Annotated in this window: 12 protein-coding genes; 8 read left to right on the top strand and 4 right to left on the bottom strand. The window is 67.5% G+C overall.

Features of this window, described 5'->3' with window-relative positions:
- Positions 1–19 precede the first annotated feature (19 nt).
- Positions 20–1,120 carry a hydroxymethylbilane synthase gene (gene hemC / locus HLH27_RS05875; protein ID WP_182948605.1) on the top strand — a complete coding sequence of 367 codons (1,101 nt, stop codon included), beginning with the start codon at positions 20–22 and terminating at the stop codon, positions 1,118–1,120.
- The gene (locus tag HLH27_RS05870) at positions 1,110–1,883 is read left to right on the top strand and encodes a uroporphyrinogen-III synthase (protein WP_246375517.1); all 774 of its coding nucleotides are present in this window, start codon (positions 1,110–1,112) and stop codon (positions 1,881–1,883) included. Before hemC ends, HLH27_RS05870 begins: the two co-directional genes overlap by 11 nt.
- A 43-nt stretch (positions 1,884–1,926) precedes the next feature.
- On the opposite strand, the gene HLH27_RS05865 is transcribed toward HLH27_RS05870, so the two are convergent.
- Together HLH27_RS05865 and secB are read right to left on the bottom strand one after the other, a co-directional pair.
- Entirely contained in the window at positions 1,927–3,246 is a 1,320-nt protein-coding gene (locus tag HLH27_RS05865) for an MFS transporter (RefSeq protein ID WP_246375515.1), read from the bottom strand.
- A gap of 646 nt (positions 3,247–3,892) precedes the next feature.
- Complete coding sequence (gene secB / locus HLH27_RS05860; protein WP_182948601.1) at positions 3,893–4,411, bottom strand: protein-export chaperone SecB; 519 nt, start codon at positions 4,409–4,411, stop codon at positions 3,893–3,895.
- Between the two features lie 221 nt (positions 4,412–4,632).
- Here secB and HLH27_RS05855 point away from each other — a divergent pair, with 221 nt between their 5' ends.
- The 5 genes from HLH27_RS05855 (at position 4,633) to HLH27_RS05835 (ending at position 9,630) form a co-directional block, all read left to right on the top strand.
- Positions 4,633–5,316 carry a Tim44/TimA family putative adaptor protein gene (locus HLH27_RS05855; protein WP_182948808.1) on the top strand — a complete coding sequence of 228 codons (684 nt, stop codon included), beginning with the start codon at positions 4,633–4,635 and terminating at the stop codon, positions 5,314–5,316.
- A 69-nt stretch (positions 5,317–5,385) separates the two neighbouring features.
- The gene (gene mltA / locus HLH27_RS05850) at positions 5,386–6,543 is read left to right on the top strand and encodes a murein transglycosylase A (protein ID WP_182948599.1); all 1,158 of its coding nucleotides are present in this window, start codon (positions 5,386–5,388) and stop codon (positions 6,541–6,543) included.
- The gene (locus tag HLH27_RS05845; protein ID WP_182948597.1) at positions 6,543–7,397 is read left to right on the top strand and encodes a DNA-methyltransferase; all 855 of its coding nucleotides are present in this window, start codon (positions 6,543–6,545) and stop codon (positions 7,395–7,397) included. The genes mltA and HLH27_RS05845 overlap by 1 nt, the downstream gene beginning before the upstream one ends.
- A 95-nt stretch (positions 7,398–7,492) precedes the next feature.
- The gene (locus tag HLH27_RS05840; protein ID WP_338029850.1) at positions 7,493–8,917 is read left to right on the top strand and encodes a cytochrome-c peroxidase; all 1,425 of its coding nucleotides are present in this window, start codon (positions 7,493–7,495) and stop codon (positions 8,915–8,917) included.
- Between the two features lie 122 nt (positions 8,918–9,039).
- Complete coding sequence (locus HLH27_RS05835; RefSeq protein WP_338029849.1) at positions 9,040–9,630, top strand: Smr/MutS family protein; 591 nt, start codon at positions 9,040–9,042, stop codon at positions 9,628–9,630.
- A 71-nt stretch (positions 9,631–9,701) separates the two neighbouring features.
- Here the strand turns inward: HLH27_RS05835 and HLH27_RS05830 are convergent, their stop codons facing one another.
- Together HLH27_RS05830 and hemF are read right to left on the bottom strand one after the other, a co-directional pair.
- Complete coding sequence (locus HLH27_RS05830) at positions 9,702–10,793, bottom strand: hypothetical protein (RefSeq protein WP_182948594.1); 1,092 nt, start codon at positions 10,791–10,793, stop codon at positions 9,702–9,704.
- A 159-nt stretch (positions 10,794–10,952) separates the two neighbouring features.
- A complete protein-coding gene (gene hemF / locus HLH27_RS05825) occupies positions 10,953–11,855 on the bottom strand; it encodes an oxygen-dependent coproporphyrinogen oxidase (protein WP_182948592.1) in 903 nt (300 codons plus the stop codon).
- Between the two features lie 330 nt (positions 11,856–12,185).
- Here hemF and HLH27_RS05820 point away from each other — a divergent pair, with 330 nt between their 5' ends.
- A complete protein-coding gene (locus HLH27_RS05820) occupies positions 12,186–13,424 on the top strand; it encodes a cytochrome b (RefSeq protein ID WP_182948590.1) in 1,239 nt (412 codons plus the stop codon).
- The last annotated feature ends 15 nt before the right edge of the window (positions 13,425–13,439 follow it).

Here is a 13,439-nt window from a genome sequence, read left to right as displayed (position 1 = left end):
GCGGTAATAGAGACAGCGGATGGTTTTCGCTCCGTCCTCCGTCTCTGACGGGTCCGCCGCCCGGGCTTCGGCCTTGCAAAAGATCGCGGCCGAGGCCGCCGCGCGCCAGAAGCAGGGCGTGCTGCGCCCGGCCCTGCCGCATCGCCGCCAGCTGCCGCTGCGTGTGGGCACGCGGGCGTCGCCGCTGGCGCTGGTGCAGACGCGGGCCTTCCTGACCATGCTGACGCGTTTCTGCCCCGTGCTGCGCGACATGGGGGCGTTCCAGGAGCACCAGATCAGCACCACGGGCGACCAGGTGCAGAACCGCCGGCTGGCGGAAATCGGCGGCAAGGGGCTGTTCGCCAAGGAAATCCATGACGCGCTGTCGGACGGGCGGATCGATTTCGCGGTCCATAGCCTGAAGGACCTGGAAACCACGCTGCCGCCCGGGCTGGTGCTGGCCTGCACCCTGCGGCGCGAGGATGCGCGCGACGTACTGATATTGCGCCCCGGCGAGGGCCGGCCGGAGACGGTGGACCCGGCGGCGCCGTTCGACGCCCTGCCGCGCGACGCGCTGGTCGGCTGCGCGTCGGTGCGGCGGCAGGCCCAGATGCTGCACCAGCGGCCCGACCTGCGCTTCGGCCTGCTGCGGGGCAATGTGCAGACGCGGCTGGACAAGCTGGCGGCGGGGCAGTGCGATGCCACCCTGCTGGCGCTGGCCGGCCTGCGCCGGCTGGGCATGGGCGACCGCGCGGATATCATTCTCGACCCCGAGATCATGGTGCCGGCGGCCGGCCAGGGGATCGTGGGCGTGACGGTGCGCGAGAGCGACCTGGAACTGCGCGAGCTGCTGGCGGCGATCGAGGATTACGAGGCGCGGGCCGTTTCCACCGCCGAGCGCGCCCTGCTGGCGGAGCTGGACGGATCGTGCCGCACGCCGATCGGCGGCTATGCCCGCCTGATCGACGATGCACAGGGGGGCGGGCCGGTGCTGCGCCTGACCGGGCTGGTGGCGCGGGAGGACGGGTCGTTCCTGCTGCGGCGCGTCGTGACCGGCGCGCCGGCCGATGCCGAGCGGATGGGGCGCGAACTGGGCCACAGCCTGCGCGCCGACAGCCCCGCGGATATTTTTGCGCCCTGATCTGCCGACCGACCCGCCATCCGGCGGGTTGCGACCGGCGGTGCTGGTCACCCGGCCCGAACCGGGCCTGAGCGAAACCATGGCGGCCGTGACGGCGCTGGGCTGGCATGCCGTGGCGCTGCCGGCCTTGCGTGCCGAGACGATCCTGCGCGCGGCGCTGCCGGTGCGGGGGGTGCAGGCGATCCTGGTCACGAGCGGGCAGGCCGTTACCGCGCTGGCCGGGCGGGTGCCGGCGGACATGCCGGTTCTGGCGGTCGGTGCGGCCACGGCACGCCGTGCGCGTGCGGCGGGCTTCGTGCATGTGACGGCGGCGGAGGGCACGGCCGAGGCGTTGGCCGACCTGGTGCGGGCGGAATGGCGGCCTTCGGCGGGTGCGCTGCTGCTGGCGACGGCGCCGGGATATGGGATGGATCTGGTGACGGCTTTGCGCGGGGGTGGCTTCAGGGTCGTCCGGCGGTGCGTGTATCGCATCCGGCCCGGGATGCCGGCCCCGGAGGCCTTGCGGGCGATGATCGGGCCGGGCGGGGTGGACGCTGCCCTGTTCTTCTCGGCCGAGACCGCGCGCCAGTTCCTGCGGCATCTGCCGCGCGACGTGCGGGAGGGGCTGCGGAGCGCGCGGGCCATCGCGATTTCCGACAGGGCGGCCGGGATTCTCGGCGCGGCGCCCTGGCGGGAGATCGTCCGGGCCGCCACCCCAGACCAGGCCGCGATGCTCGACCTGCTGGGGGTGGCGGGGGAGGCGGAAGGGTCCGCCGCCCGGTAGTGGCACCCGGCTGCCTGTGGTGCGGCCGGGTGCGTGCCCTGCCTCAGTGGAAGGCGGCGGCGCCTTCGTGCAGGTTTTCGCCCCGGGCGCGGGCCTGCTGCATGTATTTGCGCGCATGTTCCGGAATCGAGAGGGACAGCGTCAGCACGCCGGCAAAGACATAGAGGCCGGAGAAGATCCAGATGATCCCCTCGATCCCATGCCAGGACTGGAACCAGGTGACGATGGCCGGCCCGACCCAGGTGCTGGCGCCAGCGCCGAGGCCCAGGGCCGACAATGCCGCAGCCTTCTCTTTCGGGCAGATCTGCGGGACCAGGCCGGAGAGAGGGACGAAGGCCGCGATGGTCGCGCCGTAGAAGATGCCCACCAGTGCCGCGACAAGGAAATTGCCGTGATAGGCCAGGGGCACATAATAGAAGGCCGGGACCGAGATCGCGGCGCCGAGGCAGCCTGCGACCGAGACCACCGTCCGATGGCCCAGCCGGTCGGCCAGCATGCCCGACATCAGGTTGAACAGGATGTTGCTGAGGAACACGATCGAGAGCAGCACCAGCCACTGCGACAGGGTGAAGCCGACCACCTTGGTGAAGAAGGCGGGCATGATCACCAGGAACGCATATTCGGACGAGGTGTTGATGGTCCGGATGATCATCGCCATGAACGTCTTGGGCTCGCGCCACAGGATGGAGATCGAGCCGAAGAAGATGCCGCGCACCGAGACGTCGGGCGGTGCCAGGCGGCTGGCGCCACGCGGTTCGTGCGTCATCAGCAGCGCGACGCAGCCGCCCGCGACCACCAGCACCAGTGACAGCCAGAAGGTCGGCACCTCGCCGACCATGGGGATGGTGGCGCTGGCGAAGAGCGAGCCCAGGGTGGGCAGGCCGCCGGAGAAGGCGAACCAGAACCAGCCGGCGGCCGACCCGAGCTGGCGCGGCGGCGTGGCGGCCGCGATCCAGACCAGGAACCCGTAGGCGAACAGCGGATAGCCCAGGCCGCGCAGCGTATAGGCGGCCAGCATGACCATGTAATTGCCGGTCATGATGCCGGCCATCAGGAAGACGACCTCGAAGACGGCCCAGATTGCCAGGCCGATCCACATGACGCGCTTGGGCCCCCACAGATCCGACAGCGGACCCGACAGCCAGGACGAAATGGACACGGCGACGCCGTAGATGGTGAACAGGAAGGCTACGTCGCGCGACGAGACGCCGTGATTTTCGAGATAGGGGGCCAGGTAGCCGGCCTCGACCCCATCGCCGACCATGAACAGGAGCAACCCGACGAAGCCCCACAGCAGGGGGCGGGGGATGCCGATCCGTTCGACGAGGGAAGGGCGGGGCAGCAGAATATCTGTCTGCGTCAAGGGGAGAGTCTCCTCTTTAACAGGCAGCCAACATAACGGTGAGGGGCTTCGCCTCATTACGAAGCATCGATGCAAGCTGCGTTCGAAATCGCGATGCGGCGTGCGCAGGGTCGATTCCGAAATCATCATGTAGGGATGCGCGTCCAGGACGCGGAAATCGCCAATTTCGTGGCGAAATCTCGGTGTGCGACAATATATCGCGTGGGACGGTTTCTATTGTCGAAATATTCTGAATAGTTCAGAATAAAGTAAAACCGGAATTGATTCCCCGTTCGCGCAGGCTGTGCGCAAACGTTACTCCTTTTTCTCCTGCTATGAATTTCGTGTTCGCACAATATAATAAATATACGAAGATTTGAAGGAAAAATATCATAAAAATGGATAAATTTTGGCAAATATATGTTGGCGGTGTGATGAATTATTCAGCAAATAAATATCATGTACGATAAATTATTTTGCAAATGCAGGTATGATTTTTATAAATTCTGGCATGATTTTTTACTATATTGTTTGATGCCTGTTTAGATAAAAAAATATATGTTCTTGGTCTGCCCGGGCGGGGCGGCCCTGGGCCAAAAACAGAAAGGCCCGCACGAGGCGGGCCTTTCCAGTCGATAACCGATTGTTTGGAAACGGTTGTTCGGGTTCAGGCGTTGCCGGCCGTCTGGGGGAAGCTGGCGCGCTTGGCCTGCCACAGGGCAACGAAATCGATCGGCTGGAGCACCACGGGCGGGAAACCGCCATCGCGCGTGACTTCGCTGATGATGTTGCGCACATAGGGGAAGATCAGGCGCGGCACTTCGACCAGCAGGATCGGCTCGACCAGGTCGTCGGGCGCGTTGCCCAGCGTCACCACCGCGGCATAGGCCAGTTCGGCCACGAACACCGTGCGGCCGGTGGGGCCGCCTTCCTTTTCCGGCGCTTCCACGGCTTCGGTCTTGATCGACACCACGACCTCGAAAACCGGCTGCTCGGGCGGCAGGCGGCTGGCCTGGACGTCGATGTTCACCGAGATCTGGGGGTTGGCGCGCAGGGTCGCGAAAATCTCGGCGCCGGAGGGAACTTCGAACGACAGATCCTTGATATACTGCACATTGATGGCCAGCGGCAGCGCCGGCGGGGCATTCTGGCTTCCGTCGGCGGGGAGCTGAGTCGTATCTGACATGAACGAAGATTTCCTTGCGGGCAATAAGGCGGATACCGGATATCGCCGGTAGCATGGTCCGCGACGTTCGCCAACCTCGACGAATTGCCGGGGCGGAAATTCCTCCCGCTTCGGATCGGCCTGCCGCATTGTGTCGGCGGGGTGCGTTGCCTATGTGTTAGGGCATCATAGAGGGATCGCGCTGCCGGCAGGCCCGGCGCGCCTTTCGGTTAGGCTTGGTGATGGATTTTTCGTTCAGTCATTTTCCCTTCGACTTGGTGCTGTTCGGGCTGATCGCTGCGTTTCTCGCGCTGCGGCTGCGCAGCATCCTGGGGACGCGGGTGGGGGTCGGGCCCGCATCGCCCGCCGCGCCCCCGGTGCCCCGTCCCGGCCCGGTGATCGAAGGCCGCGCCGAGCCGCCGGCCGCGCTGACCGATTATGACGTGCCGGCCCCCGAGACCCGGGTAGGGCAGGTGCTGGGCGCCATCGCGGCCCAGGAGCGCGATTTCGTGCCGGCGCAGTTCCTGCGCGGGGTCGAGGTGTCGTTCCGCCAGGTGGTCCAGGCCTTTGCCGCCGGCGATCGGACCATGCTGCGCGAGCGCCTGACCGCCGAGGCCTTCGCTGCCTTCGATGCCGCGATCCAGTCGCGCGAGCAGGCGGGCGAGACCCAGAAGAGCGAGGTCCGAGCCATTGCCGGTCTGGCGATCGTCGATGCCGCCATCGACCAGATGGCCGGCGCGCCGCGGGCGCGGATCGATGTCCGCATCGTCTCGGACCAGATCAGCCTGACGCTGGACAAGGACGGGCATCCGGTCGCGGGCACCGATGCCGTGACCGAGTTTTCGGACCTGTGGACGTTCGAGCGCCTGCTGGGCGTGTCGATCGGCGGCGCCGCGTGGCGTCTGGCGGCCAGTCGCAGCGCCTGAGCGAACCCCTCCGGCGGCGGTGGCCGCCCCCCCCTGCCTATCCATTGAAGAGCAAGTCTGGCCGTTTCCTTGAGCTATTTCCGCCTGTCCATCGTCGCGCGGGGCGTTTGCGCCGCCGCAATCCTTCTGCTGTCCGCCTGCGCCGAAACCGGGCAGGACGAGCGCCACCCCGTCGCTTTTTCGACCCTTGCGGGCTGGGGGCCGGATGAGGCCGCGCGCGCCCTGCCGGTGTTCATGGAGGAATGCCGCCATCTGGGCCGCCTGCCGGCCGAGGCGACGCTCGGCACCGAAAGCGGGCCGGGGGCGCATGTCGCCGACTGGCTGCCCGCCTGCCGGGCCGCGACCGAGGTGCCCGTCGATGACGATGCGGCGCCGCAGCGCTTTTTCGAGATATGGTTCCAGCCGGTGCTGATGTCGTCGTCGGCGCTGTTCACCGGCTATTACGAGCCGGAGATCCGGGGCGCGCTGTCGCGCGGCGGTATCTACCAGACGCCGGTCTATCGCGTGCCCGACGACCTGACCCGGGCGCGGGCGACCGATGGGCGCATGGTCTCCGGCCACTGGCAGGGCGGGCAGTTCGTGCCCTACTGGTCGCGGGCGCAGATCGATGCGGGGGCGCTGGCCGGGCGGAACCTGGAATTGCTGTGGGTTGCCGACCCGGCGGACCTGTTCTTCCTCCAGATCCAGGGCTCGGGCCGGGTGCGGCTGCCCACCGGGCAGATCGTGCGGCTGGGCTTCGGCGGCAAGAACGGGCAGCCCTATGTGCCGCTGGGCCGCGTGCTGGTACAGAAGGGCGAGATGAGCGAGGATGCCCTCAGCATGCAGTCGATCCGCGCCTGGCTGACGGCGCACCCCGAGCAGGCCCGGGCGGTGATGGAAGAGAATCCGAACTACGTGTTCTTCAACGCGCTGGACGATGTGCCGGCCAGCCAGGGTGCGCCCGGCGCGATGGGCGTGCCGCTGGAGCCGGGCCGGTCGGCGGCGGTGGATCGCGGCGTGATTCCGCTGGGAACGCCGGTCTGGGTCGAGACGACATTGCCCGCGCCGTCGAACCAGGCATGGCACCGGCTGGTCTATGCGCAGGATATCGGCACCGACATCAAGGGCCCGGCGCGCGCCGACCTGTTCCTGGGCTGGGGCGACGAGGCCGAGCAGACGGCCGGCGCGATGCGCCAGCGGGGCCGGATGGTCGCCCTGATGCCCCGCCCCGTCGTCACCCGACCCTGATGGCGCCGCGCAGCGGGTCTGCAACCGGCACGCGCCCCCCGCGCGCGGTGCGCCAGGCGATCGGGCCGCACCTGCTGGTGCGGAACGACTGCCTGCGCGAACTGCGCCGGATGGAGGCGGATTCGGTCGATGTCGTCGTGACCTCGCCGCCCTACAATATCGGGCTAGGCTACCGGACCTATCGCGACCGCATGTCGGAAACGCAGTATCTGGACTGGATGATGGCGGTGGCGCGCGAGCTGCATCGGGTGATGCGGCCGGATGGCTCGTTCTTCCTGAATATCGCGGGGTCGTCGGCGCAGCCTTGGCTGCCGTTCGAGCTGGCCGTGCGGCTGCGCGAGATTTTCCACCTGCAGAACCATATCAGCTGGATCAAGTCGATTTCGGTCCATGACGACACGTATGGGCATTTCAAGCCGGTCAACAGCGCGCGCTACCTGCATCGCAATCACGAGCATCTGTTCCATCTGACGCGCTCGGGCACGGTGGAACTCAGTCGCCTCGATATCGGTGTGCCGTACAAGGACAAGTCGAATATCGCGCGGCGCGGGCATGAGCAGGACAGGCGCTGCCGGGGAGATACCTGGTTCATCCCCTATGAAACGGTGCGCGACAAGGCGCAGAAATTCAATCATCCGGGGACGTTTCCGGTCCAGTTGCCGCGCATGTGCATCCGCCTGCATGGGCGGCCGGATGCGCTGGTGCTGGACCCGTTCATGGGCACGGGAACCACGCTGGTGGCCGCGCAGGCGGAAGGCGCGCGCGGCGTGGGGATCGAACTGGATGCCGCCTATGTAAAAGTGGCGCGGGAACGGCTGAAACTGGCCATGGAACAGGACAAACCGCCCGTTTGATCGAGCCAATCAATCGTTTTTATTAAAAATATGATTTTGACAGATGTTTTGTGTTTCCGGCACACCCGTCCTGAGACGATAGAGGAGGGGTGGACGTGTCGGTACGCAAGGCAATAGTTTCGGTCGCGGTTATGGGGATTGTCGCGTATGGCGGCGTGGTGGGTTATCTGACCCATTTCGACCATGAAACGGCCCCGACGCTGGATACGCATTCGCCGACGCTAGCGGACCCGGTGGCCGCGGCGGCCTTCGCGGCGATTCGCGAGGCGCGATGCGATTATTGCCACGCGCGCAATGTCGAACTGCCCTTCTATTTCCATGTGCCGGTCGCCAACCAGCTGATGCAGCGCGACGTGGACCAGGGGCTGCGTCATTTCCGGATCGAACCGGTGATCGAGGCCTTCCAGACCGGTGCGGTTCCCTCCGAGGAGCAATTGGCGCGGATCGAGGAAGTGGTTCGCCAGAACCGCATGCCGCCGACGCTGTATCTGCTGATGCATTGGCATGCCCATCTGTCGCAGGCGCAGCGTGATGCGCTGCTGGACTGGGTGGCCGCCGAGCGGCGCGCGCATTATGCGACGCCGGGTGTTGCCGCGCGCTTTGCCGCCGAACCGGTCCAGCCCGTGCCCGACAGCGTGCCCGTGGATGCGGCCAAGGTGGCCCTGGGCCAGCGGCTGTTCTTCGACAAGCAATTGTCGGGTGACGGTACGCTGAACTGCGCCAGCTGCCATGCGCTGGATCATGGCGGCGTGGACGGGCGCGTGACGGCGCTGGGGATCGGTGGCCAGCATGGGCCGATCAATGTGCCGACCGTCTATGACGCGGTGTTCAACAAGAGCCAGTTCTGGAACGGCCGCGCCGCCACGCTGGCCGAGCAGGCGGCCGGCCCGGTCATGAACCCGCTGGAAATGGGATCGCACGACTGGACGCTGGTGGCCGACAAGGTGAAGCAGGATCCGACCTATGTCTCGGCCTTTCATGATGCGTTCGGCTCGGACGATATCGACAAGGACCGGATGACCGCCGCCATCGCGGAGTATGAAAAGACGCTGATCACGCCCGGTAGCCGTTTCGACCGCTACCTGAAGGGCGACGAGCAGGCCCTGAATGCCCAGGAAAAGAACGGGTATGCGCTGTTCAAGAGCGTCGGCTGCTCGGGTTGCCATACCGGGGCGTCGCTGGGTGGCCAGGCGTTCGAGGTGATGGGGCTGGAAGGCGATTATTTCGCGGCGCGCGGCGGGGCCGTGACCGATGCCGACAAGGGGCGCTACACCGTCACGCAGTCGCCGGACGACATGGAGCGTTTCAAGGTGCCGAACCTGCGCAATATCGCGCTGACCGCCCCCTATTTCCATGATGGCAGCGTCAAGACGCTGGAAGACGCGGTGCGGCTGATGGCGCGCTACCAGACGCCCGATCATGCGATGTCCGATCATGATATCGCCGATATCGTGGCCTTCCTGCGGACCCTGACCGGCACTTACCAGGGGCAGCCCCTGGGCGGTACCCCGGCGCCCTGACGCGCCATCCTCCTGGCAGTGCGCGTCCGGGCTTCGATCCGGGCGCGACCTGTTTTAAGATCGGGGGCATCGGGGCGATGGGCGGCATGGGGTCGTCCGCCGGCGGGCGGAGGAGAACAGGGGTGCGCCGTCGACGGGTCCTCGGGGAAGACGAACAGGCGCTGTGGACGGCCTTCGTGCGCGGTATCAAGCCGCTGGCCGCCAGGGCCGCGCGGCCGGCGCCCGTGGTCGCCGCGCCGTCAGTGCCGCCGGCCGCAGCCCCAGCGGCCGAGCGACGCGATCGCGCCGCGCCGCCTGCGGCCATGGTGCCGCAATCCGACATGCTGCGTCCGGCCCGGCCGGGTTTTACGCTGGTCCGGTCGCGGGCCGAGGTCGCGATCGGCCAGCGCGGGCCGGGGCTGGACGATACGAGCTGGCGGACGCTGGTCAGCGGCAAGCTGCGCCCGTCGCGGACGCTCGACCTGCACGGGCAGAATGCGCATGCGGCCTTCCAGCGCCTGCATTCTTTTCTGATCCAGGCGCGGTCGGACAATCTGCGCTGCGTGGAAGTCATCACCGGGCTGGGCTCGGGCCGCGAGGGCGGGGTCCTGCGGCGGGAGCTGCCCTTCTGGCTGGGGCGGCCGGACCTGCGGCCGCTGATCCTGGCGGTGGTGCATCCCCATGCCGCCAATCAGGGGTCGGTGCGTATCCTGCTGCGTCGGGGACGAGGTTGACTCGCTCGACAGGCCGACATTGCAAAGAGCCTCCGAGAGCGGGCCGGAACCGGCACGTTCGGGACGGTTTCCTATCCTAATCGCCATTCCGGCGTGTGAATGGCCAGCCAGCGGCGCAGCATCAGGACGGCCGAGATTTCGCCGGTCATGTCGTGGAGGTAGCGGCCGCAATCCGGCCCGGTGACGAGGGCACGGCCGGCATCGGCCTTCAGCGTGTCGAACGCGCCCTGGGTGCCGGCGACGCCGACCGCGTGGCGCCAGCCGGCGACCTGCGCCGGCGGGGTCAGCATCGGCAGCATGAGCCCGATATCGAGCGAGGCGGCGGAGGCGACGACCTTCCAGGCCTCGTAGAGCAGGCCGGTGGGGGCGCGGCCGCGTTCCTGGGTGAAGCGTTCGGCGAAGCTTTGCACCGGCCGGCCATGCACGGTCGCGCGCACGGTGTCGCCCAGCGTGAACAGGGGCACGGCGCCGCTGGGTTCCAGCGGTGCCAGCAGGGCGTCGAGTGCCTGGGGGGGCATCGGGTCGGAGATCTGGACCACGTCCACCTTGCCGTCGCGCAGGGCATCCAGGGCTTCCTGCGGGGTGGCGATGCCCGTGACGGGGATCGGCCGGAAGCCGAACATCGCCATGGCCATCACGGTGGCGAGTTCGAGCCCGTGGTCGCTGGATACTGCCACGCGGATCGGCCGGTCGCGCACCAGGTCGCGCAGGGTACGATGCAGGTCGGCCCGGCCGACCACGATGGGCGAGACCAGGCTGAGCATCAGCGGGACCCAGCGGCCGAAATCGTAATGGGCGCGCGGATCGCCGGTCAGCGAGGCCACCAGCGCCGCGCCGGGCACCAGCAGGGCGGTTGCGCCGTCCGGCACCGTCTGGGTGTCGAACTGGTTGGCGCCGGTCACGCCGTCCAGCCCGCTGGTCAGGTGCGTGTCCAGCGGGGCGGGGGCCCCGAGCCCCTGTGCCAGTGCCGGGGCCAGCACGGTGCTCCAGCGGCCCGCCGCACTTTCGGCGTTGCCGGCGACCAGCAGGGTGGGGTCGACGATGGTGCCGCCGGCCGGGGCGATGGCGGCGATGTGCGTCAGGGAACCGGCATGGGCGGCGGGAATGCCGGCGAGTGCGGAGAAACCCGCCAAGGCAAGAAACTGGCGGCGGCGCATGCGCATCTAGGCCCGACCGGGCCGGTGGTCAGAACAAGGGCGGGGTCGGGTCGCGGGCAAAGGCGGCATCTCCACGGCAGGGGACATTCCAGCGCCTGTCTTGCGCTGGAATGCGGCGAGTCTATGGCAGGTGCCGGGGCGGCCCACGGCGGCGAAGGCGCGACTTTACGGCCAGTGGACCTCGGGGGGAAGACTCATCAGGATCGCTTCGGTATTCCCGCCGGTCTTCAGGCCGAACAGGGTGCCGCGATCGTGGATGAGGTTGAATTCCACGTAGCGGCCGCGCCGGACCAGTTGCGCGCGGCGTTCCTCCTCGGTCCAGCGTTCGTTCATCCGGTGGCGGACGATGGCGGGATAGGTTTCGAGGAAGGCCAGGCCGACATCGCGGGTGAAGGCGAAATCGGCTGCCACGTCGCCGGTGTTCAGCCGGTCGTAGAAGATGCCGCCCAGGCCGCGTGGCTCGTTGCGGTGGGGCAGGAAGAAATAGCGGTCGCACCATTCCTTGAAGCGGGGGTAGTAGGCCGGGTCGTGCGCGTCGCAGGCGGCGCGGAAGCCGGCGTGGAAGCGCATCGCGTCTTCCTGTGCCTCCGCACTGTCGGGGAACATCGGCGTCAGGTCGCCGCCGCCGCCGAACCAGCCCTGGGTGGTGACGATCATCCGCGTGTTGAAATGGGCGGCGGGAACGCGCGGATTGCACATGTGGGCCACCAGGCTGATGCCGGTGGCGAAGAAGCGCGGGTCCTCGGCGGCGCCGGGGATGGTGGCGCGGAATTCGGGGCTGAAGGTGCCTTCGACGGTCGAGACGTTGACGCCCACCTTCTCGAACACCCGGCCGCGCATCAGGCTGATCACCCCGCCGCCGCCCGGTGTGCCGTCGTCGTTCACACGGTCCCACGGCGTGCGGACGAAGGCTCCGGGGGCCTCGCGGCCGGGCAGGGTCTGCACGTCGCCGGCATCCCGCTCGATTTGTTCGAAGGCGGCGCAGATCCGGTCGCGCAGCGTTTCGAACCAGGCGCGGGCCTCCTGCTTCAGCTGGTCGTGGGGGATGGGCGCGCGGGTCTCTGTCATGCTCGGGTCATCTTCTGCGTCGAACGGGTCGTCTGGATAGGCGGATGCGATAAGAGGCTTTTGAAACAGCCGCTGGGGAGTCTGATCGGAAATGTGGGCTGGTGAGCGAGAGCGCCGCAAAGCGGCACGCCCGTCGTGTGTTTCCGAGCACCGGAGCGGAGCGGCCTTGATGGCCGTGAGCACCGGAGCGCAGGAAACGCGCGTCGGATCGCCACCAGCGCGCATTTACGGTCAGACTCCTAGGGGTGCCTGTTCGTGGGGGTAATTGCAAGAAGGGGCACCGGGCCGTTATGGAAGGCGGGCGCCGCAGGGGCGCAGGATTGAGGACCGATGACGGACGCTGGTTCCCGCGACAGGCCGGATGAACAGGAGAAGGCGGGGCTGGTGCCTTGGCTGGATGCGCGCCTGCCGGTGGTCTCGGCCTTTCGCCGGGAATATGTCGACTACCGGACGCCGCGCAACCTGAACGGGCTGTGGAATTTCGGCGCGATCCTGACGGTCGTGCTGCTGGTGATGCTGGCCACCGGCATCTTCCTTGCGGTCAACTACACGCCGACCGCCGCCGGGGCGTTTGCGTCGATCGAGGCGATCGATCGCCAGTTGCCCAGCGGGTGGCTGCTGCGGTCGATCCATGTCACGGGCGCCAGCATGTTCCTGGCCGCGCTGTATATCCATCTGTTTCGCGGCCTCTATTACGGGTCCTACAAGGCGCCGCGCGAAGTGCTGTGGCTGACCGGGCTGGTGCTGCTGGCGATGGTGATGCTGACCGCCTTTGCCGGGTATGTGCTGCCCTGGGGGCAGATGTCGTACTGGGGCGCCGATGTCGCGGGCAAGGCGGTCGATGCGATTCCGGGCGTGGGGCCGTGGCTGGAACATTTCCTCCAGGGGGGCGATGCGCCGGGGGATGTGTCGCTGCACCGCTTCTTCATCCTGCACATGGTGCTGGCCTTCGCGGTGCTGGGCGTGGTGGGCATCCATGTCGCGGCGCTGCATGTGACCGGCTCGAACAATCCGCTGGGGATCGAGCCCAGGGGGGCGGGGGATACGCTGCCCTTCCATCCTTATTATACGAGCAAGGATGCGCTGGGCCTGATCCTGTTCGCGCTGCTGTTTGCCGTGGTGGTGTTCTTCCTGCCGGATGTGGTGTTCGAGGCCGAGAATTTCCGGCCGGCCAACCCGCTGCATACGCCGGCGGATATCGAGCCCGAATGGTATTTCCTGCCGTTCTACGGAATATTGCAGTCGGTTCCGTCGAAATTCGGGGGGCTTCTGGCTTCGGTCGGGGCGATCCTGGTACTGTTCCTGGTGCCGTGGCTGGATCGTTCGCCGATCCGCTCGGCGCGGTTCCGGCCGCTCTATCGGGCCTGCATGGGGGTGCTGGTCGTCTGCTTCGTCCTGCTGGGCTTTGTCGGCCGCCATCATGCGCAGGGGGGGTGGATGATCGCGGGACGGATCGCCGTGGTCTATTATTTCGCGCATTTCCTGGTCCTGCTGCCGCTGTCTGCCCGGACCGAGCGCGGGATCGTGCTGCCGGACGGCATTGCCGGCGCCGGGAGGCGCGGGGCGTGAGGGGCGGGGTGATCC

Source organism: Gluconacetobacter takamatsuzukensis (genome assembly GCF_014174275.1).
Lineage (GTDB): Bacteria > Pseudomonadota > Alphaproteobacteria > Acetobacterales > Acetobacteraceae > Gluconacetobacter > Gluconacetobacter takamatsuzukensis.
This window is presented reverse-complemented; position numbering and strand designations above follow the sequence as displayed.